The 22,069-nt window shown below is 62.5% G+C and carries 19 protein-coding genes; 10 read left to right on the top strand and 9 right to left on the bottom strand.

Going from position 1 to position 22,069, the window contains the following annotated elements; genetic code table 11:
* Positions 1-23 precede the first annotated feature (23 nt).
* Together ASN89_RS04590 and ASN89_RS04585 are read left to right on the top strand one after the other, a co-directional pair.
* Positions 24-2,045: an alpha/beta hydrolase family protein gene (locus ASN89_RS04590; protein ID WP_058048426.1), complete on the top strand. Its 2,022-nt coding sequence runs from the start codon at positions 24-26 to the stop codon at positions 2,043-2,045.
* Positions 2,046-2,078: 33 nt separating this feature from the next.
* The gene (locus ASN89_RS04585) at positions 2,079-3,293 is read left to right on the top strand and encodes a 6-phosphofructokinase (RefSeq protein ID WP_058048425.1); all 1,215 of its coding nucleotides are present in this window, start codon (positions 2,079-2,081) and stop codon (positions 3,291-3,293) included.
* Here ASN89_RS04585 and ASN89_RS04580 read toward each other — a convergent pair.
* Positions 3,290-4,126: an IclR family transcriptional regulator gene (locus ASN89_RS04580; protein WP_082654395.1), complete on the bottom strand. Its 837-nt coding sequence runs from the start codon at positions 4,124-4,126 to the stop codon at positions 3,290-3,292. The genes ASN89_RS04585 and ASN89_RS04580 overlap by 4 nt on opposite strands.
* Positions 4,127-4,289: 163 nt before the next feature.
* On the opposite strand from ASN89_RS04580, the gene ASN89_RS04575 reads away from it, so the two are divergent.
* Positions 4,290-5,906, top strand: coding sequence for a GMC family oxidoreductase (locus tag ASN89_RS04575; RefSeq protein ID WP_058048424.1), 1,617 nt, complete (start codon positions 4,290-4,292; stop codon positions 5,904-5,906).
* 127 nt (positions 5,907-6,033) lie between these two features.
* Entirely contained in the window at positions 6,034-7,365 is a 1,332-nt protein-coding gene (locus tag ASN89_RS04570) for an MFS transporter (RefSeq protein ID WP_058048423.1), read from the top strand.
* Positions 7,366-7,429: 64 nt separating this feature from the next.
* On the opposite strand, the gene purM is transcribed toward ASN89_RS04570, so the two are convergent.
* Positions 7,430-8,473 (bottom strand): phosphoribosylformylglycinamidine cyclo-ligase, encoded by a 1,044-nt coding sequence (gene purM / locus ASN89_RS04565; protein ID WP_034746051.1) that lies wholly within the window; start codon positions 8,471-8,473, stop codon positions 7,430-7,432.
* 188 nt (positions 8,474-8,661) lie between these two features.
* Between purM and ASN89_RS04560 the strand changes: the two genes are divergently transcribed.
* From ASN89_RS04560 to panB, 6 genes are all read left to right on the top strand, one after another.
* Positions 8,662-9,744, top strand: coding sequence for an AI-2E family transporter (locus tag ASN89_RS04560; RefSeq protein ID WP_058048422.1), 1,083 nt, complete (start codon positions 8,662-8,664; stop codon positions 9,742-9,744).
* A 76-nt stretch (positions 9,745-9,820) separates the two neighbouring features.
* Positions 9,821-10,489 carry a DnaA regulatory inactivator Hda gene (hda, locus tag ASN89_RS04555; RefSeq protein ID WP_058048421.1) on the top strand — a complete coding sequence of 223 codons (669 nt, stop codon included), beginning with the start codon at positions 9,821-9,823 and terminating at the stop codon, positions 10,487-10,489.
* Positions 10,489-11,160, top strand: a complete 672-nt coding sequence (locus ASN89_RS04550) for an HAD family hydrolase (protein ID WP_034747702.1) — start codon at positions 10,489-10,491, stop codon at positions 11,158-11,160. Before hda ends, ASN89_RS04550 begins: the two co-directional genes overlap by 1 nt.
* A complete protein-coding gene (pcnB, locus tag ASN89_RS04545) occupies positions 11,153-12,529 on the top strand; it encodes a polynucleotide adenylyltransferase PcnB (protein ID WP_058048420.1) in 1,377 nt (458 codons plus the stop codon). Before ASN89_RS04550 ends, pcnB begins: the two co-directional genes overlap by 8 nt.
* The gene (gene folK, locus ASN89_RS04540) at positions 12,529-13,005 is read left to right on the top strand and encodes a 2-amino-4-hydroxy-6-hydroxymethyldihydropteridine diphosphokinase (RefSeq protein ID WP_058048419.1); all 477 of its coding nucleotides are present in this window, start codon (positions 12,529-12,531) and stop codon (positions 13,003-13,005) included. Before pcnB ends, folK begins: the two co-directional genes overlap by 1 nt.
* Positions 13,006-13,114: 109 nt before the next feature.
* Complete coding sequence (panB, locus tag ASN89_RS04535) at positions 13,115-13,990, top strand: 3-methyl-2-oxobutanoate hydroxymethyltransferase (RefSeq protein ID WP_200968972.1); 876 nt, start codon at positions 13,115-13,117, stop codon at positions 13,988-13,990.
* A gap of 164 nt (positions 13,991-14,154) precedes the next feature.
* Here the strand turns inward: panB and ASN89_RS04530 are convergent, their stop codons facing one another.
* The 7 genes from ASN89_RS04530 to ASN89_RS04500 all read right to left on the bottom strand — a co-directional run bounded on the left by ASN89_RS04530 (position 14,155) and on the right by ASN89_RS04500 (position 22,069).
* On the bottom strand, positions 14,155-14,487 hold the full coding sequence (locus ASN89_RS04530; RefSeq protein WP_046684407.1) for a helix-turn-helix transcriptional regulator: 333 nt from the start codon (positions 14,485-14,487) through the stop codon (positions 14,155-14,157).
* A 1-nt stretch (position 14,488) separates the two neighbouring features.
* Positions 14,489-15,781, bottom strand: a complete 1,293-nt coding sequence (locus ASN89_RS04525) for a type II toxin-antitoxin system HipA family toxin (protein ID WP_235501849.1) — start codon at positions 15,779-15,781, stop codon at positions 14,489-14,491.
* A 176-nt stretch (positions 15,782-15,957) separates the two neighbouring features.
* On the bottom strand, positions 15,958-17,445 hold the full coding sequence (locus tag ASN89_RS04520) for an aldehyde dehydrogenase (RefSeq protein ID WP_058048417.1): 1,488 nt from the start codon (positions 17,443-17,445) through the stop codon (positions 15,958-15,960).
* 35 nt (positions 17,446-17,480) lie between these two features.
* Positions 17,481-18,326: an ABC transporter permease gene (locus ASN89_RS04515; protein WP_058048416.1), complete on the bottom strand. Its 846-nt coding sequence runs from the start codon at positions 18,324-18,326 to the stop codon at positions 17,481-17,483.
* Entirely contained in the window at positions 18,323-19,252 is a 930-nt protein-coding gene (locus ASN89_RS04510) for an ABC transporter permease subunit (RefSeq protein WP_058048415.1), read from the bottom strand. Before ASN89_RS04510 ends, ASN89_RS04515 begins: the two co-directional genes overlap by 4 nt.
* A gap of 7 nt (positions 19,253-19,259) precedes the next feature.
* A complete protein-coding gene (locus ASN89_RS04505; RefSeq protein ID WP_058048414.1) occupies positions 19,260-20,408 on the bottom strand; it encodes an ABC transporter ATP-binding protein in 1,149 nt (382 codons plus the stop codon).
* A gap of 200 nt (positions 20,409-20,608) precedes the next feature.
* On the bottom strand, positions 20,609-22,069 hold the full coding sequence (locus ASN89_RS04500) for an aspartate aminotransferase family protein (protein WP_058048413.1): 1,461 nt from the start codon (positions 22,067-22,069) through the stop codon (positions 20,609-20,611).

The raw sequence follows: 22,069 nt of genomic DNA, 5'->3' as shown, positions 1-22,069 counted from the left end.
TTTCTTCCAGGTTACAACACACCATGCCCAAGGCTTTCTTGCGTCTGCTACCTATCCTGGCCGCCTGCGCCAGCCTGTTTGCCATCCCCATACAGGCGCACACCGCCGTCGCGCCGCCACCGCTGTCGGCCTTCTTCGCCAATCCCGAATTCAGCGGCCCCCAGCTGTCGCCCGATGCGCGTCACCTGGCCGTGAAAGTGAGCGGCGCGAACAATCGCGAACGGCTGGCCATCGTCAACCTGCTCGATAACAGCATCAAGGTCGTGGCGCAATTCAGCGATGTCGACGTGGGCGACGTCGAATGGGTCAACAACGAACGCCTGATCCTGAACACGCGCGACCGCCAGACGGCGCCCGGCGACATGCGTTTCGGGCCGGGCCTGTTTGCCGTCGACCGCGACGGCGGCAATTTTCGCCAGCTGGCCGCCCGCAGCGCCATGCCCGATGCCTCCACCTCGATCTATAAACTGCTGCCCTGGCATACCTACCTGACGGGCCAGCGCGGTGCGCAGGATTCCCAAGCTGTGTATGTGCGCAGCACCGTGTACGCCTCGACGGGCGAAGTCGACTACGAGGGCTTGCGGCAGCTCGATACGCTCACGGGCCGCAGCACGACCGTCAAGCCGCCGGGCAAGGTGCGCCGCTGGCTGCTCGACCAGCATGGCGAACCGCGCCTGGCCGTGACGCGGGAACGCAATATCGAAAGCATCATGTACCGGGAGCCGGACGGCGGCGCCTGGCGTACGCTGGCGCAATTCGACGCCTACCTCGGCGGCCCCGACGCCTTCACCCCGCTCTCCTTCGGTCCGGACGGCACCCTGTACGTGAGCGCCCGCATGGGCAGCGATACGCTGTCCGTGCATGCCTACGACCTGGCCAGCAGTCGCATCACAGCCACGCCCCTCATCTCGCTCGACGGCTATGACTTCAGCGGCAATCTGATCGCCGGGCAAGGCAAACTGCTGGGCGTGCGCCACCTGAGCGATGCGCGCGCCACGCGCTGGTTCGATCCCGCCATGACGGCGACCCAGGCGCGCATCGACGCCCTGTTGCCAGCGACCATCAACCTGGTCTCGCTGGCGGCCCGCCCTACCACACCCTTCATGCTGGTGACTTCGTATTCCGACCGGCAGCCGGGCAAGTTCTCGCTGTTCAACAGCGACACGGGCAAGCTGAGCATCATCGGCGAGGCGCAGCCGCTCATCCAGCCGGCGCAGATGAGCGAGCAGCAGCTGGTGCGCTACAAGGCGCGCGATGGCCTGTCCATTCCCGCCTGGCTCACCGTGCCCGCCACGAGTTCCGGCAAGCAGCTGCCGCTGGTCGTGCTCGTGCATGGCGGCCCGTATGTGCGCGGCAGCTCCTGGCAATGGAATGCCGAAGTGCAATTTCTTGCCTCGCGTGGCTATGCCGTATTGCAGCCGGAATTTCGCGGCAGCACAGGCTTTGGCGCCAAGCATTTTCGCGCCGGCTGGAAGCAATGGGGCTTGAAGATGCAGGACGATCTTGCCGATGGCGCGCGCTGGGCCATCGGCGAAGGCATCGCCGATCCGCGCCGCATCTGCATCGCCGGCGCCAGCTATGGCGGCTATGCAGCCCTGATGGGCCTGGTCAACGATCCCGACCTGTTCCGCTGCGCCGTCGACTGGGTGGGCGTGACCGACATCAATCTGATGTATAGCGGCCACTGGAGCTTCAAGTCCGACCTCGGCGACGACTGGAAACAGTACGGCATGCCCGAACTGATTGGCGATCGGACGGCCGACGCGGCCCAGTTCCAGGCCACCTCGCCCATCGCCCAGGCGGCGCGCATCACCCAGCCCCTGCTGCTGGCGTACGGCGCCGCCGACCAGCGGGTGCCGCTGTACCACGGCAAGCAGTTTTACGCGGCCGTCAAGCAACACAACCGCGATGTCGAATGGGTGGTCTACGACGAGGAAGGCCATGGCTGGACATTGCCGAAGAACCGCATCGACTTCTGGGGCCGCGTGGAAAAATTCCTCGACAGAACTATCGGAAAAGGCAGCGCCCCGGCAAAAAAGGAGTAGGCTGGAGGGCCGTTCCACTTACGAGGAAATCCCATGCCGTCTGGAAAAATTCTTGTTGCCCAGGGAGGCGGCCCCACCGCCGTCATCAACCAGTCGCTGGTGGGCGTGGTGCTCGAATCGCGGCGCTTTCAACATGTCACGCGCGTGTATGGCGCGCTGCATGGCGTGCGCGGCATCGTCAATGAAGAATTCGTTGATCTGACGCAGGAAACCAGCCATAACCTGGAACTGGTGGCCGCCACGCCATCGTCGGCCCTCGGCTCCACGCGCGACAAGCCCGACATCGCCTACTGCCAGCAAATCTTCGAAGTGCTGCGCGCGCACGAGATCGAACATTTCTTTTACATCGGCGGCAACGACTCGTCCGACACGGTGCGCATCGTCAGCGAGGAAGCGCACAAGGCCGGCTATCCGCTGCGCTGCATCCATATCCCGAAAACCATCGACAACGACCTGGTCGGCAGCGACCACACGCCCGGCTTTCCGTCGGCCGCGCGCTTCGTCGCGCAAGCGTTCGCCGGCGCCAACCTCGACAACGCCGCCTTACCCGGCGTCTATGTGGGCGTCGTGATGGGCCGCCACGCGGGTTTCTTGACGGCCGCCTCGGCGCTGGGCAAGAAGTTCCCCGACGATGGCCCGCACCTGATCTACCTGCCCGAGCGCGTCTTCGTGCTGGAGAAATTCCTTGCCGACGTGAAAGCGACCTATGAAAAATACGGCCGCTGCGTGATCGCCGTCTCGGAAGGCATCCACGATGCCTCGGGCGAGCCGATCGCCAGCCTGCTGGCGAAAGAAGTCGAACGCGATGCGCACGGCAACGTGCAATTGTCGGGCACGGGCGCGCTGGCCGACCTGCTGTGCGACGAAATCAAGGCCAAGCTCGGCATCAAGCGCGTGCGCGGCGACACCTTCGGCTATCTGCAGCGCTCCTTCATCGGCTGCGTCTCCGACGTGGACCAGCGCGAAGCCCGCGAAGTGGGCGAAAAAGCCGTGCAATTCGCCATGTGGGGCGACCGCGACGGCTCAGTCGCCATCAAGCGCACGGGCTTTTATTCCGTCGATTATGAATTGCTGCCGCTCACCGAGGTCGCGGGCAAGACGCGCACCATGGAAGACGAGTTCATCAGCACCAGCGGCACGGACGTCACCGATGCTTTCAGGCTGTATCTGCGCCCGCTGCTGGGTTCAAGCATGCCGGACGCCTTCCGCCTGCGCGCCGCGAAAGTGGCGAAGGTCTTGAAACCTTAACTGTTTTCCGCCAGCAATAGCGGCCGCAATTTGACGGCCGCCTCCTTGAGCTGCGGCACGTGCTGCATCAGCTGCTCCACGGATTTGCGCGCCACGGGCGCGTGGCAGGCGACGGCCGCCACGATGCGCCCGTCGGCCGCGCAGATGGGCACGGCCACGGCCACCATGCCGTGCACGAATTCCTCGTCGTCGATGCCGATGCCCAGGCGGGCGATACGCACGATCTCGCGCTCCAGCAGCACGGGATCCGTGATGCTTTTCGGTGTGCGCGCCTGCAGGGTCAGCATGGCCAGCAGCTCGCGCCGCTCCAGCAAACTCATGTGCGCAAGAAACAGTTTTCCGCTGGCCGTGCAATGCATGGGCGCGCGGGTACCCAGCACCAGGTGCAGGCGCAGCGGTTCCTGCGTTTCCACCCTGTCCACGTAGACGATGGCATTGCCCTCAGGAATGGCTAGATTGCACGTCTCGCCCGTGACGGCCACCAGGCTGCCCAGGATGCTGCGGCTCACGCGAATCAGGGCATTGTTGCGCAGGGTCGCCAGCGCCAGGTTGGTCGAGGCGGCACCGGGCACATAGCCGCGCCCCACGGGCGTGCGCAGCACATAGCCATGCTGCTCCAGGGTATCGAGCAAGCGCATCATGCTGGCCTTGGGCACCTGCATGCGCGCGGCCAGCTGCGACAGGGTCAGGGGCTGGCTGGCGCTGGCCAGGTGCTCGATCAAACGCAGCACGCGCAAGCCCCGCGCCTCGTCGCCATGGCTTGCGGTCGTGCCGGTCTCCACTTGACCACCTTCTTCGGCCTCGCCCGGCCGTTTTTGAAACGCATCATGCATGTTCTGTTTCACCTCTCGCGTATGCGGCTGTTTCCGCTTGTCCCGGTGCTGCACGTCTTTTATAAATGGAACCAGACGTTCCAAAAATAACCAATAAAGACCAGTGTATCGCAAAAAACGCCCGCCGAGGCGGCGCGATACCGCAACGCAGGAGACAAGAGCAATGTTGCAAACACACTACGATTACATCGTTGTCGGCGCCGGTTCCGCCGGCTGCGTGCTGGCCAACCGCCTGTCGCACGACAGCGCCAACCAGGTGCTGCTGCTGGAAGCGGGCGGCAAGGACAACAATCCCTGGATACACGTGCCGGTCGGCTATTTCAAGACCATGCACGACCCCAAGCTGGACTGGTGCTACCGCACGGAAGCGGACGCCGGCATTGCCGGGCGCCAGTTGCAATGGCCGCGTGGCAAGGTGCTGGGCGGCTCCAGCTCGCTCAACGGCTTGCTGTACGTGCGGGGCCAGAAGGAAGACTACGACCGCTGGGCCGAGCTGGGCAATGCCGGCTGGAGCTACGCCGAAGTACTGCCCTACTTCAAGAAATCGGAAGACCAGGAACGCGGCGCCAGCGATTACCACGGCGTGGGCGGCCCCTTGAAAGTGTCGGACCTGCGGCTGCGCCGTCCCATCGCCGAACATTTCATTGCGGGCGCCACGGAAAGCGGCATTCCCTTCAACGCCGATTACAACGGCGCCACGCAGGAAGGCGTCGGCTACTTCCAGCAGACGGCCAGCAAGGGCTTGCGCTGGAGTACGGCGAAAGCCTTCCTTCGGCCGGCCCGCAAGCGCGCCAACCTGCGCGTGGAAGTGCGCGCGCAAATCACGCGCGTACTGTTCGAGGGCAAGCGTGCCGTCGGCATCGAATTCCGGCAAGATGGCCAGCTGCGCCAGGCGCGCGCCAGCGGCGAAGTGATACTCTGCGCGGGCGCCATCGGTTCGCCGCAAATCCTGCAATGTTCGGGCGTCGGACCGCGCGCCCTGCTCGATGAAGTGGGCGTGCCGCTGGTGCACGACTTGCCCGGCGTGGGACAGAACCTGCAAGACCATCTGCAAATCCGCCTGGTCTTCAAGACGCGGCTGAAAACCCTCAACGATGAAGTCAACAGCCTGTGGGGCAAGCTGTGGGTGGGCATGCAATATGTGTTTTCCCGCTCGGGACCCTTGACCCTGGCGGCCAGCCAGGTGACGGTGTTTACCCGCTCCTCGCCCGACGTGGAACGGCCCGACATCCAGTTCCACATGCAGCCGCTGAGCGCCGACAAGCCTGGCGAAGGCGCGCATCCGTTTTCCGCCTTCACGTCGTCCGTGTGCCAGCTGCGCCCGCACAGCCGCGGCCACGTGTCGATCAAGTCCGCCGATCCATTTACGTATCCGGGCATCTACCCGAACTACCTGTCCGACCCGCGCGACCAGCAAACGGCGATCGCCGCCCTGCGCGTGGCGCGCAGGATCGCCGCCGCGCCGTCGCTGGCGCCGCACATCATTTCCGAGTTCGTGCCCGGCCCGCAGTTCCAGAGCGATGAGGAACTGCTGGACGCGGCGCGGCGCTTCAGCCAGTCGATCTACCACCCGAGCGGCACCTGCAAGATGGGGCATGACGCCATGGCCGTCGTCGACGAGCGCCTGCGCGTGCACGGCATGCGGAACCTGCGCGTGGTCGACGCATCGATCATGCCGGAAATCGTCTCGGGCAATACGAACGCGCCCACCATCATGATCGCCGAAAAAGCGGCCGACATGATTTTGGCGGACGCCGTGCGCCTGCCCAAGGCAGCCTGACTCGCCCCCATTTCGTTCCCAAAGGAGGATGCCAGCGGCGGGCAGACGGCCCCGCCTCCAATGACTCGGCGACAAGCCAAGCATCAGAAAAAAACACATAATCGATATCGATTGGAGACTAGATATTATGGATAACAATACGAACAATCCGAAAAAGGCCAAAGAGCTGCGGAAAGTCGTGATGGCCAGCGTGATCGGCGCCACCATCGAATGGTATGACTTCTTTTTATACGGCGTCGTTGCCGGCATCGTATTCAGCAAGCTGTATTTCCCGGGCGGCGATCCGCTCGTCTCGACCATGCTGGCCTATGGCACCTTCGCCGTGGGCTTTCTGTCGCGCCCCATCGGCGGCGTGATCTTCGGCCACTTCGGCGACAAGATCGGCCGCAAGAGCATGCTGGTGATGACCCTGATGATCATGGGCGTCTCCACCTTCCTGATCGGCGTGCTGCCGACGTATGACCATATCGGCTACTGGGCACCGGGCCTGCTGCTGTTCCTGCGCGTGCTGCAAGGTATCGGCCTCGGTGGCGAATGGGGCGGCGCCGTGTTGATGGCGTATGAGTATGCACCGCCAAAGGAGCGCGGCTTCTACGCCAGCCTGCCGCAGATCGGCCTGGCCATCGGCCTGTGCCTCGCTTCCGGCGTGGTGGCCATCCTGTCGTACACGCTGACGGACGCGCAATTTCTGTCCTGGGGCTGGCGCGTCGCGTTCATCCTGTCGGCCGCCCTCGTCTTCATCGGCATGTGGATACGTTTGAACGTGATGGAAACGCCGGAGTTCCAGGCCGTCAAGGAGAAGAACGCGGAGACGCAGATCCCGTTCTTCGACCTGCTGAAACGTTATCCGGGCAACGTCTTGAAGGGCATGGGCGCGCGCTATATCGACGGCGTGTTCTTCAATATCTTCGGCGTGTTTTCCATCACCTATCTGACCAACACCATCAAGATCGACCGCACGGAAGCGCTGATGGGCGTGATGGCGTCGGCCGTCGTGATGTGCTTCTGCATCCCGTTCTTCGGCCGCCTGTCGGACCGCATCGGCCGCAGCAAGGTGTTTTTCTGGGGTTCGCTGATCACGGGCGTGTCGGCCATTCCCGCCTTCTGGATCATGCTCAACCACGCCGGCAATCCCTTGCTGCTGTGGTGTTCCGTGATCATCCCGCTGGGCGTGCTGTATTCGGCCGTGTACGGCCCGGAAGCGGCCCTGTTCTGCGACCTGTTCGACGCCAAGGTGCGCTACACGGGCATCTCCTTCGTGTACCAGTTCTCCGGCATCTTCGCCAGCGGCCTGACGCCCATCATCGCCACCTACCTGCTCAAGACGGGCAATGGCGAGCCGTGGCACATCGTCGGCTACATCCTGTTCGCCTCCCTCGTCTCGGCCGTCAGCGTGGCCATGATCGGAAAAGGCGGCTCGCAGCCGGATGGGCGCATGAAGACGGCGCACGTGCGGTAGACATCCAGGCGTAAAAAAAGGCAGGCCTCTCGCGAGTGCCTGCCTTTTCCATTCAAGCTACAGCTTAGATGACGATAGTCTGGTGCTCGTCGCCGTTACGCGCGCGGATCGTGCCGATGCGCGAGACGGTTTCGCCGGCCGCTTGCAGCTGGGCGATGGCGGCGTCCGCGTTTTCCTGCGAGACGATAACGGTCATGCCGATGCCGCAGTTGAAGACGCGGTGCATTTCGGCGTCAGCCACGCCGCCGTGCTGTTGCAGCCACGTGAACAGCGGCGGCATGGTCCATGCCTTCGAGTCCAGTTCGGCCACCAGGCCAGGCTGCAGCACGCGCGGGATGTTTTCCACCAGGCCGCCACCGGTGATGTGCACCATGCCCTTGACTTCCATGGCATCCATCAGCGCCAGCAGCGGCTTGACGTAGATGCGCGTCGGCTGCATCAGCACGTCGGCCAGCTTGCGGCCGTGGAAGTCGCCTTCCAGGTCCGGTTTCGCCACTTCGATGATCTTGCGCACCAGCGAGTAACCGTTCGAGTGCACGCCCGACGAGGCCAGGCCCAGCACCACGTCGCCCGGGGCGATCTTGGTGCCGTCGATGATTTTCGATTTTTCCACGGCGCCGACGGCAAAACCCGCCAGGTCGTATTCGCCGGCCGGGTACATGCTCGGCATTTCCGCCGTTTCGCCGCCGATCAGCGCGCAACCGGCTTGTTCGCAACCTTGGGCGATGCCCTTGATGACGTCGGTGGCAATCGCCACGTCCAGCTTGCCGCAAGCGAAGTAGTCGAGGAAGAACAGCGGCTCGGCGCCTTGCACCAGGATGTCGTTGACGCTCATGGCGACCAGGTCGATGCCGACCGTGTCATGGCGGTTCAGTTCGAACGCCAGGCGCAATTTGGTGCCGACGCCGTCGGTGCCGGAGACCAGCACCGGTTCCTTGTACTTCTTGCTGATTTCAAACATGGCGCCAAAACCGCCCAGGCCGCCCATCACGCCTTCGCGCAGGGTGCGCTTGGCAAACGGCTTGATTGCTTCGACTAAAGCGTCGCCTGCGTCGATATCGACGCCAGCGTCACGGTAGGAAAGGGAAACATTAGAAGTCTGGTTCATGGTGTGGTGGCAGCGGAGGCGGTAAAATAGAAGGCGGATACCCGCCGGCACGCGCGCGCAAGCATGTTTTTCAACATCGTGCGGCAGGGCGCCAGCGGGTGAATTCGGTCGATCAAGACGCTATTTTATCAAACTGCCCCGCCATTTCGTAATTAACTGCCTTTTTTTAACGCAACAGTACAAACTACATGCCATTCGCCATCACCGCCGAACAGAAGCAAACAGCATTTTGGATCGCGGTCTGGCTGGCATTTTTGCTGCTGCTCGTCAGCCTGGGGCCCATCCTGACGCCCTTCCTGGCCGCCGCCATCCTCGCCTATGTGCTCAATCCCGGCGTGGACCGCTTGCAACGCGTGCACTACAAGCGCTTTTACGTGCCCCGTCCGCTGGCCGTGCTCGTCGTCGTAGTGTTGTTTTTCCTCGCTATTACGGCACTGGTGCTGATCGTCGTGCCCGTATTGCAAAAGGAAATCCCGCTGCTGCAGGCGCAAATCCCGCAATTCCTCAGCAAGGCGAACGAGTTCCTGGCGCCGAAACTGCGCGACCTGGGCATCCGCGTGCGCCTGGACGGCACGGGCATCAAGCGCATGCTGAGCCAGCAGATGGCCACCAGCGGCGATGAAATCTGGAGCACGGTACTGGCCTCGGCCCGCATCGGCGGCACTGCCGTGCTGGGCTGGCTGGCCACCGTCGTGCTCATTCCCGTGGTGCTGTTCTACCTGTTGCTGGACTGGCATCCGATGCTGGCGCGCATCGCCGGCGCCGTGCCGCGCCGCTGGGTCGGCCGCACGGTGGGCATGGCGCAGGAAGTCGACACCCTGCTGGCGCAATACCTGCGCGGCCAGTTGCTCGTCATGCTGGTGCTGGCCACGTATTACTCGGTGGCGCTGGCCATCGCCGGTTTTGAAGTGGCATTGCCTGTGGGCATCATCACGGGCTTGCTGGTGTTCATCCCCTACCTGGGCTTCGGCCTGGGCCTGATGCTGGCGCTGATCGCCGCCCTGCTGCAGTTTGCCGACTGGAGCGGCGTCATCGCCGTGGCCGTCATCTACGGCTGCGGCCAGGTCATCGAAGGCTTTTTCCTCACGCCGCGCCTGGTGGGCGAGCGCATCGGTTTAAATCCACTGGCCGTGATTTTCGCCTTATTGTCTTTCGGACAACTGTTCGGTTTCGTCGGCGTTTTGCTTGCTTTACCCGCTTCTGCCGTGCTGATGGTCGCTTTTAAGCATCTAAGACGCCACTACCTCTCCAGCAGCTTCTATAATACCTAGTAAAAGCGGATATCATATCAACCTAGCAATACCACGATGCACATGCAGTAATGAAAAACAGGACAAGGCGTACGCCATGAAACAACTGGTGCTCGATTTAGGCACAGACCAGGCGCACAGCCTCGATACCTTCGAGGTGGGACAGAATGCCGAAGTGGCGCAGCTGATGCGCCAGTTCGCCGCGCGCACGTCGCGCGAACATTTTGCCTACCTGTGGGGCGAACTGGCCGCCGGCAAGAGCCACCTGCTCAAGGCCCTGGCCAGCACCGAGCGCGCGCGCTACATTTCGCCCTTCTCGATCGAGTCCGAATTCGTGTATTCGCCTGACGTCGACCTGTACCTGCTCGACGACTGCGAAAAGCTGTCGCCGCTGGCGCAGATCGACGCCTTTGCCCTGTTCAATGAAATCCGCGCCAACAAGGCGTTCATGGTGTGCAGCGGCGCCGTGCCGCCCGCCGTGCTGCCCGTGCGCGAAGACTTGCGCACGCGCATGGGCTGGGGCCTGATCTACCAGATCCACGGCTTGACCGACGATGAAAAAATCGCCGCCCTGACCCAGGCGGCCACCACCCGCGGCTTGACCTTGTCGCCCGGCGTGTTACCCTATCTGCTGTCCCATTTCCGGCGCGACATGCGTTCGCTGTCGACGATGCTGGACTCTCTCGACCTCTACTCCCTTGAAACCCAACGCCCGATCACCTTGCCATTGTTGCGCGAGTTGCTGCAGGCGGAAGCGAAAGAATGATGAATCTGGCCCTGTTTGACCTCGACCACACCCTGCTGCCCATCGACTCGGATCACGAGTGGGGCGAATTCCTGGTACGCATCGGTGCCGTGGACGCCGCCGAATTCACCCGCCGCAACGACGAATTTTTCGCGCAATACCAGGCCGGCACGCTCGATCCGGTGGAATACCTGGAATTCTCGCTCGGCACGCTGGCGCAATTCCCGCGCGAACGCCTGGAGGCGCTGCACCGGCAATTCATGGCCGAAGTGGTCATGCCGGTCATCCGCCCGGAAGTCGTGGCCCTGCTGAAACAGCACCAGGACGCGGGCGACCTGCTGGCCATCGTCACGGCCACCAACCATTTCATCACCAAACCCATCGCCGACGCGCTTGGCGTCGAGCACCTGCTGGCGGCCATGCCCGAATATGACGACGCAGGCAACGTCACGGGCAAGCTGGTCGGCACGCCGACCCTGGGCGCGGGCAAGCTGACCCACACCCACGCCTGGCTGGAAAAGATGGGCAAGGAACTGGGGCAGTTCGAGCGCAGCTATTTTTACAGCGATTCGCACAACGACATTCCCCTGCTGTCGGTCGTGACCCACCCGGTCGCGACCAACCCCAACACCGCTTTGAGCGCACACGCATCCCTCCACGGCTGGCCATCACTTCACTTATTCAATGATTAAAAAATTCATCCGCAAGATCCTCGGCGTTAAAAAAGAGGCAGCGCGCGACACCACGGCACCCATCGTGCTCGGTCCTGCGCAACACGGAATCGACCCGAAACTGGTGTCGTCGAATGCCATCCGCGTTACCAGCAGCCTGCAGGAAGCGGGCTTCGAGGCCTTTGTCGTCGGCGGCGCCGTGCGCGACCTGCTGCTGGGCGTGAAACCGAAAGACTTCGACATCGCCACCAACGCCACGCCGGAACAGGTCAAGCGTTTGTTCCGCCGCGCCTTCATCATCGGCAAGCGCTTCCAGATCGTGCACGTGATGTTCGGCCAGGATTTGCTGGAAGTGACGACCTTCCGCGGCGCCGGCGCCGACTCTGCGCCCAAGGATGAACATGGCCGCGTCCTGCGCGACAACACCTTCGGCTTGCAGCACGAAGACGCGCTGCGCCGCGACTTCACCATCAACGCCATGTACTACAACCCGGCCACGCAGGAAGTGCTCGATTACCACGGCGGCGTGGAAGACATCCGCGCCAAGACCTTGCGCATGATCGGCAAACCGGAAGAACGCTACCGCGAAGATCCCGTGCGCATGCTGCGCGTGGTGCGCTTCGCCGCCAAGCTGAAATTCACCATCGAGCCGCACACGGCCGCGCCGATTCCCGTCATGGCGCCGCTGATCAACAACGTGCCCGCGCCGCGCGTGTTCGACGAAATGCTGAAACTTCTGATGAGCGGTCACGCGCTGGCCTGCCTGCAGCAGCTGCGCAAGGAAGGCTTGCATCACGGCCTGCTGCCGCTGCTCGACGTGGTGCTGGAGCAGCCGCTGGGCGCGAAATTCGTCACTCTGGCGCTGGACGCCACGGACCAGCGCATCGCCGCCGGCAAGACCGTCTCGCCAGGCTTTTTGTTCGCCTCGCTCCTGTGGCACCAGGTGCTGGAAAAATGGACGGCCTACCGCGCCGCCGGCGAGTCGACGATTCCCGCGCTGCACCTGGCGGCCGACGACGTGCTCGACTCGCAAACGGAAAAACTGGCCTTGCAGCGCAAGATCGGTTCCGACATGCGCGACATCTGGTCGATGCAGCCGCGCTTCGAGCGCCGGGTCGGCAAGGCGCCGTACAAACTGCTCGAGCACCTGCGCTTCCGCGCCGGCTACGACTTCCTGCTGCTGCGCTGCGCCTCGGGCGAGATCGACATGGACATCGGCGAATGGTGGACGGCCTTTTATGAAGGCGACGAGGAAACGCGCGAAGCGCTGCTCGTCAGCGCCAATGCCGCACCGGGTGCCGTCAAGAAGAAGCGCCCGCCACGTCGCAGCACGCGCAGCAAGACCGGCACGGGCGGCGGCTCGACCACCGGCAGCACCAGCGGCGAATAATGCTGATAACCGCTTACATCGGCATCGGAGCGAATCTGGGCGACGTGCGCGCGAACGTGCACGATGCGATCGCGCGCCTGGCGCGCCTGCCCGGCGCATCACTGGTCGACGCCTCGGCCAGCTACCGCACGGCGCCCATCGATTCGAGCGGCGACGACTACATCAACGCCGTGGCGCGCATCACGACCACCCTGCCGGCAGAGGAACTGCTGCTGGCGCTGCACGCCATCGAGGCGGCGCACGGGCGCGAGCGGCCTTACCGCAACGCGCCGCGCACCCTGGACCTGGACTTGCTGCTGTACGGCGACGAGCAGATCGCCAGCGCCACCCTGACGGTGCCGCATCCACGCCTCACCGAGCGCGCCTTCGTGCTGGTGCCGCTGCTGGCCCTGGCGCCCGCCATCGTCGTGCCCGGGCTCGGGCCGGCGCAAGCCTTCCTGGCAAGCGTCGCCGACCAGGCCATCAGCAAGCTCTGAGCCACGGCACCGGACATACACTACAATGCCGCCCCTGCAGCACGCCGCATAAAGTACTACACTAGCGGCGTCGCAATCGCATCACCCCCTTTCACTCTAGAGAATACCTATGTCCGCTTATTTGCAAGGAACAGATCTGGCCGCAAAAGACAAGGCCGCCACACCGGCGCCGGCGCCATCCAAGCCTGTCGCCAACAAGGCCGTGACCATCCATACCCTGGCCACGCTGCGCGCCGCCGGCGAAAAGATCACCATGCTGACCTGCTATGACGCCAGCTTCGCGTCCCTGATGGACCGCTGCGGCGTGGAGATCCTGCTGATCGGCGATTCGCTCGGCATGGTCTGCAACGGCCACAACTCCACCCTGCCCGTCACCGTGGCCGAACTGGCTTACCACACGGCGTCCGTCGCGCGCGGCAGCAAGTCGGCCATGATCATGTCCGACCTTCCGTTCGGCGCGTACGGCACGCCTGAAACGGCGTACGCCAACGCCGTCATCCTGATGCAGGCTGGCGCGCACATGGTCAAGATCGAAGGCGGCGCCTGGCTGGCCGAAACGGTCCGTTTCCTCACCGAGCGCGGCATCCCCATCTGCGCCCACATCGGCCTGACGCCGCAATCCGTGCACCAGCTGGGCGGCTATAAAGTACAGGGCAAGAGCACGGAAAGCGCGGCGGAACTGAAGAACGACGCACTGGCGCTGCAAAACGCGGGCGCCGCCATCGTGCTGATGGAAGCGATGCCGACGCAGCTGGGCAAGGAAGTGACCGACATGCTGACGATACCGACGATCGGCATCGGCGCAGGTCCCGACTGCTCGGGCCAGGTCCTCGTCATGCACGACATGCTGGGCGTGTTCCCAGGCCGCAAGGCACGCTTCGTGCGCAACTTCATGGAAGGCGCAGCCAGCATCGACGACGCCGTCACCGGCTACGTCAAAGCCGTCAAGGATGGCAGCTTCCCGGCGCTGGAACACTGCTTCTGATCCAAGTAACCCCCATAAATTATTGTGATTTCTGACTTCCATAACCGGCACTCTGCGGCGTTGCCCACCGCTCGCAGTGCTCGCACTGCGAGCGGCGGACGCCTTGCATAGCATCCGGCTATGTTCGTCATAATTTCACAATAATTTCCTGAGGATTACTTAGCCTATTGAGGCGATATCGCCCCGGTACTTGCCGGGGCGATTTTTTTTTCGCGCAGCGTTTCTGTCCGTACAAACGCCACCTCCAGTCCAAAGAACTGTCCGATGCGGTTCAGCGTCTGGATGGTTGGATTGCCCTTGCCGCTCTCGATTTCCTTGATGACCTTCGTGCTCACGCCCCGGTGCGTCGCAAACTCTGCCTGCGTCATCCGCGAGATGGCGCGCATTTCCTTAACGGCATACTGTAGCGTGACGGCGCCTGCTTCAATGGCTTCGTAAAGCACCGCCCTGCGCTGCCGCAGCTCCTCCTTGTCAACGGTCTTTTTGGTACGCGCCATGTCAGTGCTCTCCCAAGGCCTTGAGCTGTTCGATCTGCCCGGCTATATGTGGCCGAAGGAAAGCAATGATGTCATCATCCACGCCTGCCTCCTGCATATGCTGTTCCAGCGCAGTCAGTTGCTGGGCAAATCCGTATAGCGCGAGGCGAACCTGCTGGCGCTCAACGTCCGTCATGCCGATCGTAGCCAGTATCGTCGTCCAGTCATGCAGCTCATTTTGAGTATCCGGGTGATACCAGCGCGCCGCGCGTGGTATGCCATCCGGGTCCAGATACATCGGTGCAAAATCGAACAGCGGCGTGAGGCGCACATCGGCACCCACTTGCTGTACCGCCGTATTGCGTGCGTGATTATCGGTATTGCGCATGGCTAGGTTCAAGATATCGCGTTTGAGAAATTCAATGGTTTCCGCAGTCTTGTCGCTGACGACGGCGCGCAGCGCCTGCAATAATACAAACTGGCTGGGCGTGGCTTCAAAGCCAACGATACCTGCCAGCGAAGCGGCGCTTTCCTGATGCAGTCGCAGCACTTTTCCATCGCGGATGCGGCGGTCAAAACGGGGAATAAACAAGGTATCGTCCTGGTAGCGCAGTTGGCCTTCGGTGCGCAAGCCCACCGCGCGTGCCACAGTCATGTATGCGGCTTCATTTCTCAATACCTTGGCGTCGCTGGCGGTCTTTCCGCGCGGACGCTTGACGATGAAATGTGCAGCCGCATACTTGTCCGCCAGAGCGCCATCGGCATGCCAGAGACCAGCATGGTCGGTGGTCAGCAGATATTTCGGTGCCGCTCCTTGTACCCCCAGACTGCCAGCGGCCAACATGCTATGCATCAGCATGCGCTCATTGAAGGCATCGCCGCGACCTATAATCTCCTCCAGTGAAAAGCCGGTCTGCGGCTTGCCCTTGTCGTGGCGATTCATATGGTGTGCGTAGTACTGCACGGCCTCGGCGATGCGCACGCGCCCGACTGGATTGAATGCACCGGCACACGCAAGCGGAAAATCGGCAGCCGGACCATCGGCCAGTTGAAGCTGCCCAAGCAGATATGTCCGGCCGCTTCCCTGGGGAATCAGGTCAAAGATAAAAGCTGGCCATTGCGCCAGCTTCTGCATTTCTGCCGTGACGGGGAACCGCAGCGAGACAGGTCCACTCTCAAGCTTGAAGAAGGCATAATCGAGGTCATACTCGAACAGGGTACCGGTGCGTGGATTGCCGCCTGCAGGATCAAGCAAAGTCAGCGATGCGCAATCGTGCCACGCATCATCATGAAAAATTTGAAAATGGCAGTGCATGACGGCTCCAATTGGATCTTATAGTAGCTAATTGTGTTCAGTTTATCCTTAAATTAGCACTTATACGATCCAAATTTTTAAAAGATACATCGCCATGAAAACTTTAATGGCTCCTAAAAGGACTATTTTAAGCCATTAATACCATAAATTAGTTCTTTTAAGTTCTATTTTTAAAATTATCCCACCTGTATCCAAGTCGTCTTCAATTCCGTGTACTTGTCCAGCGCGTGCAATGACTTGTCGCGCCCGTTGCCCGACTGCTTGTAGCCGCCGAACGGCACGGTGATGTCGTCGCCGTCATACTGGTTGACGTGCACGGTGCCCGCACGCAGGGCGCGCGCCGTCTGGATGGCCTTGGTGATATCCGACGTCCACACGGCCGCCTGCAAGCCGTACGGCGTGGCGTTGGCCTGTTTGATGGCTTCGGCGATATCCGTAAAGCCCAGCACGGACAGGACGGGACCGAAGATCTCTTCACGCGCGATCGTCATGCTCGTATCCACGCCAAAGATGGTCGGCTGCACGTAATAACCACCCGTATCAAGGCGCACGGCTTCGCCGCCGCCCAGCAGCTGTGCACCCTCCTGCTTGCCGGAAGCGATGTAACCCATCACGGTCTTCATCTGCGTGGCGTCGACGATGGCGCCCATGACGGTGGCTTCGTCGAGCGGGTCGCCCGGCTGAAAGCGGGGCAGCATGGCCTGCGCCTTGGCGATAAATTCTTCCCTGATCGATTCTTCCACGAACAGGCGCGAGGGCGCGTTGCAGCTTTCGCCCTGGTTGAAGAAGATGGAACCGACGGCGGCCGCCACGGCCTTGTCCAGGTCCGGGCAATCGGCGCACACGATGTTGGCGGACTTGCCGCCCAGTTCCGTCCACGCCCGTTTCAAATTCGACTGGCCCGCCATCTGCACGATCAATTTCCCCGTGCGCGTGGAACCCGTAAAGCCGATGCAATCGACGTCCATGTGCAGCGCCAGCGCGGCGCCGGCCTCGTTGCCATAACCTGGCAGCACGTTGAAGACGCCCGCCGGCACGCCCGCTTCCAGCGCGATGTCGGCCAGGCGCAGCGCCGTCAGCGGCGATTTTTCGGACGGTTTCAATATCACGCTGTTGCCGGCCGCGAGGGCGGGCGCGATCTTCCAGGCGGCCATGATCATCGGATAGTTCCACGGCACGATGGCGGCGACGACGCCTACCGGTTCGCGCGTGATCAGGGCCAGGCTGTTGGCGGGAGTCGGGGCTATTTCATCGTAAACCTTGTCGATCGCCTCGCCATACCAGCGCAGGCAATTGGCCGTGGCGCCCACGTCCACGCTCTGGCTGTACTTGATCGGTTTGCCCATATCCAAGGTTTCCAGCAGGGCCAGCTCGGGACCGTATTTCTGCACCAGGTCGGCGAACTTGATCAGCACGCGCTTGCGCTGCGCCGGCGACTTGCCTGCCCAGCGGCGATCGTCAAAGGCGGCGCGGGCGGCCTGCACGGCCGCATCCACGTCCGCGCCATCGCAGCGGGCCACCTGCCCCAGCAAGCGCCCATCGATGGGCGACAGATTGTCGAAAGTCTGGCCGGATGTGGCCCAAACGCGCTCGCCGTTGATGAAGGCGCGTCCATCGATCGCGAGCGCTGCGGCCCGCGCATGCCAGCTGGTGTTTTCCGTCATGGTCGTCTCCTGCAAGGTGAAAACGCCAGCTTACTCTAGTCTTCCAAATACGCCGCAGACAGTTGCTTGCGCCGTCTGCGGTCGGCGCGCGCCAGCATCACGGCGTACGCGATCACAGCCGTCGTCACGACGAGGATGGTCAACGCGGCGATCGCATTGACGCGCGGGTCGAGCCCCAGGCGCGCGCGCGAGAAGATCACCAGCGGCATCGTCGTCGAACCGGGGCCGGACAAAAAGGCCGAGAGCACCACGTCGTCGAGCGACAAAGTAAACGTCAGCAGCCAGGCGGACGCCAGCGCTTGCGTGATGTTCGGCAGGGTCACGAGGAAGAACACCTGGTGCGCGCGGCAGCCCAGGTCCATGGCCGCTTCGGCCAGCGATTTGCTCATCTCCTGGAGGCGCGATTGCACCACCACGGCCGCATAGGCCATGCCCAGCAAGGTGTGGCCAAGCCAGATGGTCAGCACGCCCCGTTCGGGAAAACCGAAGACCTTTTGCATGGACACGAGCATCAGCAGCAGGGACAGGCCGATGATCACTTCCGGCATCACCAGCGGTGCGCTGACCATGGACGAGAACAAGGTACGGCCACGGAAGCGCTGGTAGCTGGTCAAGGCAAAGGCGGCAAACGTGCCGAGGATGACGGACGACGTGGCCGACATGAAAGCGATCTTCAGCGACAAGCCGAAGCCCGAGATGATCTCCGTATCGCTCATCAACTCGCTGTACCAGCGCAGCGAGAAGCCGCTCCACACCATGTCCTGGCGCGAGCTGTTGAACGAAAAGACGATCAGCACGATGATGGGCAGGTAAAGGAACAGATAGCCGAGCGAGAGCCAGCCGCGGCCGAACCAGCGCTGCAGGAAAGTACGTCCGTTCATGTGCGCTCCTCCGCGTCCTGCTCCGTCTTGTATTTGTTAAAAATCGCCATCGGCACGAGGATCAGCAAGACCACCAGCACCGTCACCGACGAAGCCATGGCCCAGTCGTTATTCGTGAAATATTCATCCCACAGCACGCGGCCGATCATCAGGGTTTCCGGGCCGCCCAGCAGCTCGGGAATCACGTATTCGCCCACGGACGGAATGAAGACCAGCATGGCGCCGGCGATGATGCCCGACTTCGACAGGGGCACGGTGATGCGCCAGAACGCCTGCAAAGGCGTGGCGCCCAGGTCGGCCGCCGCTTCCAGGTAGCGCATGTCCATTTTCACCAGATTCGCGTACAGGGGTAAAATCATGAACGGCAGATACGCGTACACCATGCCGACCACCAGCGAAAACGAGGTATTCATCATGTGCAGCGGTTCTTGAATGACACCGAGCGCGATCAGCAGATCGTTGAGCAAGCCGTGGTTGGCCAGGATGCCCTTCCACGCATACACGCGCAGCAGGAACGAGGTCCAGAACGGCAGCATCACCAGCATCATCAGCACGGGGCGAATCGACGGTTTGGCGCGCGCCATGAAGTAGGCGAACGGGTAGCCGATGAACAGGCAGATGGCCGTGGTGATGGCCGCGTACTTGATGGAACTGAGATAGGTGAGCAGATACAGTTCATCGGCGGCGATGAACAGGTAGTTGGCGATTTTCACTTTCAGCACGACGATGCCGTCGACGTAAGACAGCAAGCCGCCGAACGGACTGCCCGCCGTGTCCATGTCGGACAGGCTGATGCGCAGCACGATCAGGAAGGGCACGAGGAAGGCAGCCGCCAGGAACAGCGAGGGCACGGCGATGACGGCGTTGCGCCCAGTCACCCAACGCAGGGTGACGAGCTTGCGCAGCGATTGCAGGAAGGACGTCATGGTGGCCTCAGCTGGTCAGCACGACGATGTCGGCGCCATCCCACCACACCCACACGCGCTGTTCGCGCTCGAGGCGCGCGGCGTCGTGGCGGGCCGCGTTGGTGCGCGACACTTTCACCACCGTGCCGCTGTCGAGGCGCACGTGGTAGCTGGTTTCATTGCCAAAATACGCCATGGCGACGATCACGCCCTGGGCGCAGTTGTAGCCGTGTTCCTTTGGTGACGCGCGCTCTTCCAAAGCGGGTGGCGCGATCTGGATGCCGATTTTCTCGGGGCGCACGGCCACCGAGACATCCATGCCCAGGTTGCCCGTGATGCCGTGCGAAACATAGTGCTCGCCATCTGGCGTGGCGATGACCACGTGATCGGGTTCGTCCTGCGTGATGCTGCCATCGAACAGGTTGACGCTGCCAATGAAGTCGGCGACGAAACGGCAGTTCGGCGTTTCATAGATTTCACCGGGCGCGCCCACTTGCAGGATGCGCCCTTCGCTCATGACGGCGATGCGCGTGGCCATGCTCATGGCCTCGTCCTGGTCGTGCGTGACCATCACGCAGGTGACGCCCACTTGCTCGATGATGTTCACCAGTTCCATCTGCGTGCGCTCGCGCAGTTTCTTGTCGAGCGCGCCGAGCGGCTCGTCGAGCAGCAGCAATTGCGGCCGCTTGGCCAGGCTGCGCGCCAGCGCCACGCGCTGCTGCTGCCCGCCCGACAACTGGTGCGGCTTGCGCTTCGCGTATTGGCCCAGCTGCACCAGCGCCAGCATCTGCTCGACGCGCGCCGCCACTTCCGCTTTCGGCAAGCCGTCGCGGCGCAGGCCGAAGGCGATGTTGTCCCACACGGATAAATGGGGGAACAGCGCGTACGACTGGAACATCATGTTGATGGGACGCTGGTGCGGCGGCACATCGACGATGCTCTTGCCCGCCAGGGCGATGCGCCCCGACGTCGGCGTCTCGAAACCGGCCAGCATGCGCAGCAGGGTCGACTTGCCGCAACCTGAACTGCCCAGCAAGGCGAAGATCTCGCCCTTGTTGATCGTCACGGAAATATCATTGACGGCGCGCACGCCATCGAATTCCTTGACCAGTTGATCAATCAGCAAGAAAGGCGCTGGGGCGTCGCTGGCCGACGCGGCTGGTGTTGCTATCGTCATGTGTGGGTAGCTTCTGGGTAAGAGGGTGTCAAAATGAAAAACTGGCCGCTACAAAGAGCGGCCAGGGTGGAAGTTTAGCGGAACTGCCGCCATTGCGGTCCAAAAAATGCATAGATGCTGCTTATTTGGGTGAAAACCCAACGGCAAAGGCTGGGGTCAGACCCGGCGGGTCTGACCCCCGTATTTAAGCCAGCTCAGAGCTACACCCAGCCCTTCGCTTTCACGTCCGCATACGTCTTGTCCAGACACAGCCGTATCAGGCCCACCATTTCATCGATCTGCGCGCGCGTCATGACCAATGGCGGGGCGACGATCATGCGTTCGCCCACGGCGCGCATGATGACGCCGTTGTCGAACATGTGGCCGCGGCAGATCATGCCCACGCCCTGACCCTCGTCGAACAGCTCGTTCTCGTGCACGGTGGCGCCCTTCTTGCGCACCAGGTTCAGGCCCGCGACCAGGCCGCAGCTGTCCGCATAGCCGACCAGCGGATGTTCGCCCAGGCTGGCGAAACACTGCTGCAGGTATGGTCCCGTATCCTCGGCTACCTTGGCCACCAGCTGCTCTTCCTCGATGATGCGGATGTTTTCCAGCGCCGCCGCGCAAGCCACGGGGTGGCCCGAATACGTGAAGCCGTGCGTGAACTCGCCGCCTTGTTCAATCAAGACTTTAGCGACGCGGTCCCCCACCAGCACGCCGCCCAGCGGCACATAGCCCGAGGTGACGCCCTTGGCGAACGTGATCAGGTCGGGCTTGATGCCGAACAGTTCGGAGCCGAACCAGCGCCCCAGGCGGCCGAAGCCGCAGATGACTTCATCGGCGATCAGCAAGATGCCGTACTTGTCGCAGATGCGCTGGATTTCGGGCCAGTACGTCGCTGGCGGGATGATGACGCCGCCCGCGCCCTGCACCGGTTCGCCGATGAAGGCGGCCACCTTGTCGGCGCCGATTTCCAGGATTTTGTCTTCCAGCCAGCCGGCCGCCTTCAGGCCGAAGGCTTCCGGTGTCAAGCCGTGGCCCGACTCCAGGTAATTGGGCTGGCCGATATGCGCGATGCCCGGGATCGGCATGCCACCCTGCGCATGCATGCCGTCCATGCCGCCCAGGGACGCTCCCGCCACCGTGCTGCCATGATACGCGTTGTGGCGGCTGATGATGGTGTGGCGCTCCTTGTAGCCGAGGATGTCCCAGTAGCGGCGCACCATGCGCAAATTCGTGTCGTTGCCTTCGGAACCGGAACTGGTGAAGAAGACGTGCTGGAACTGCGGCGGCGATATCTGCGCCAGCTTGGCGGCCAGCTGCGCGGCCGGCACGTTCGTCGTGCCAAAGAAGCTGTTATAGAACGGCAGCGTCTCCATCTGCCGGTACACGGCTTGCGAGATCGACGTGCGGCCATAGCCCACGTTGACGCACCACAGGCCCGACATGCCGTCGACGATTTTCTTGCCCAGACTATCCCACAGGTAGACGCCGTCGCCGCGCACCATCACCCTGGCACCCTTGCGTGCCAGGTCCTGGAAATCGGTGAATGGATGCAGGTAGTGGGCCGAGTCCATCTGCTGGATGGCGTTTGTATCGTACACCTGCGGCGCCGCATTTTTCTGCGCCACGGAGGCGACCAAAGCGGCGCCTGGGGCCAGCGGATTATTGGATGTGCTCAT

The sequence above is a fragment of the Janthinobacterium sp. Ant5-2-1 genome, from assembly GCF_001445815.1.
In the GTDB taxonomy this organism is placed as follows: domain Bacteria; phylum Pseudomonadota; class Gammaproteobacteria; order Burkholderiales; family Burkholderiaceae_D; genus Janthinobacterium; species Janthinobacterium lividum_E.
Note: the sequence above shows the minus strand (reverse complement) of the source record. Positions and strands in the feature narration are given on the sequence as shown.

Coding starts and splice junctions, on each gene's coding strand:
- ASN89_RS04590 (WP_058048426.1), top strand. CDS start 24: ATGCCCAAGGCTTTCTTGCGTCTGCTACCTATCCTGGCCGCCTGCGCC.
- ASN89_RS04585 (WP_058048425.1), top strand. CDS start 2,079: ATGCCGTCTGGAAAAATTCTTGTTGCCCAGGGAGGCGGCCCCACCGCC.
- ASN89_RS04580 (WP_082654395.1), bottom strand. CDS start 4,126: ATGCATGATGCGTTTCAAAAACGGCCGGGCGAGGCCGAAGAAGGTGGT.
- ASN89_RS04575 (WP_058048424.1), top strand. CDS start 4,290: ATGTTGCAAACACACTACGATTACATCGTTGTCGGCGCCGGTTCCGCC.
- ASN89_RS04570 (WP_058048423.1), top strand. CDS start 6,034: ATGGATAACAATACGAACAATCCGAAAAAGGCCAAAGAGCTGCGGAAA.
- purM (WP_034746051.1), bottom strand. CDS start 8,473: ATGAACCAGACTTCTAATGTTTCCCTTTCCTACCGTGACGCTGGCGTC.
- ASN89_RS04560 (WP_058048422.1), top strand. CDS start 8,662: ATGCCATTCGCCATCACCGCCGAACAGAAGCAAACAGCATTTTGGATC.
- hda (WP_058048421.1), top strand. CDS start 9,821: ATGAAACAACTGGTGCTCGATTTAGGCACAGACCAGGCGCACAGCCTC.
- ASN89_RS04550 (WP_034747702.1), top strand. CDS start 10,489: ATGAATCTGGCCCTGTTTGACCTCGACCACACCCTGCTGCCCATCGAC.
- pcnB (WP_058048420.1), top strand. CDS start 11,153: ATGATTAAAAAATTCATCCGCAAGATCCTCGGCGTTAAAAAAGAGGCA.
- folK (WP_058048419.1), top strand. CDS start 12,529: ATGCTGATAACCGCTTACATCGGCATCGGAGCGAATCTGGGCGACGTG.
- panB (WP_200968972.1), top strand. CDS start 13,115: ATGTCCGCTTATTTGCAAGGAACAGATCTGGCCGCAAAAGACAAGGCC.
- ASN89_RS04530 (WP_046684407.1), bottom strand. CDS start 14,487: ATGGCGCGTACCAAAAAGACCGTTGACAAGGAGGAGCTGCGGCAGCGC.
- ASN89_RS04525 (WP_235501849.1), bottom strand. CDS start 15,781: ATGCACTGCCATTTTCAAATTTTTCATGATGATGCGTGGCACGATTGC.
- ASN89_RS04520 (WP_058048417.1), bottom strand. CDS start 17,445: ATGACGGAAAACACCAGCTGGCATGCGCGGGCCGCAGCGCTCGCGATC.
- ASN89_RS04515 (WP_058048416.1), bottom strand. CDS start 18,326: ATGAACGGACGTACTTTCCTGCAGCGCTGGTTCGGCCGCGGCTGGCTC.
- ASN89_RS04510 (WP_058048415.1), bottom strand. CDS start 19,252: ATGACGTCCTTCCTGCAATCGCTGCGCAAGCTCGTCACCCTGCGTTGG.
- ASN89_RS04505 (WP_058048414.1), bottom strand. CDS start 20,408: ATGACGATAGCAACACCAGCCGCGTCGGCCAGCGACGCCCCAGCGCCT.
- ASN89_RS04500 (WP_058048413.1), bottom strand. CDS start 22,069: ATGAGCACATCCAATAATCCGCTGGCCCCAGGCGCCGCTTTGGTCGCC.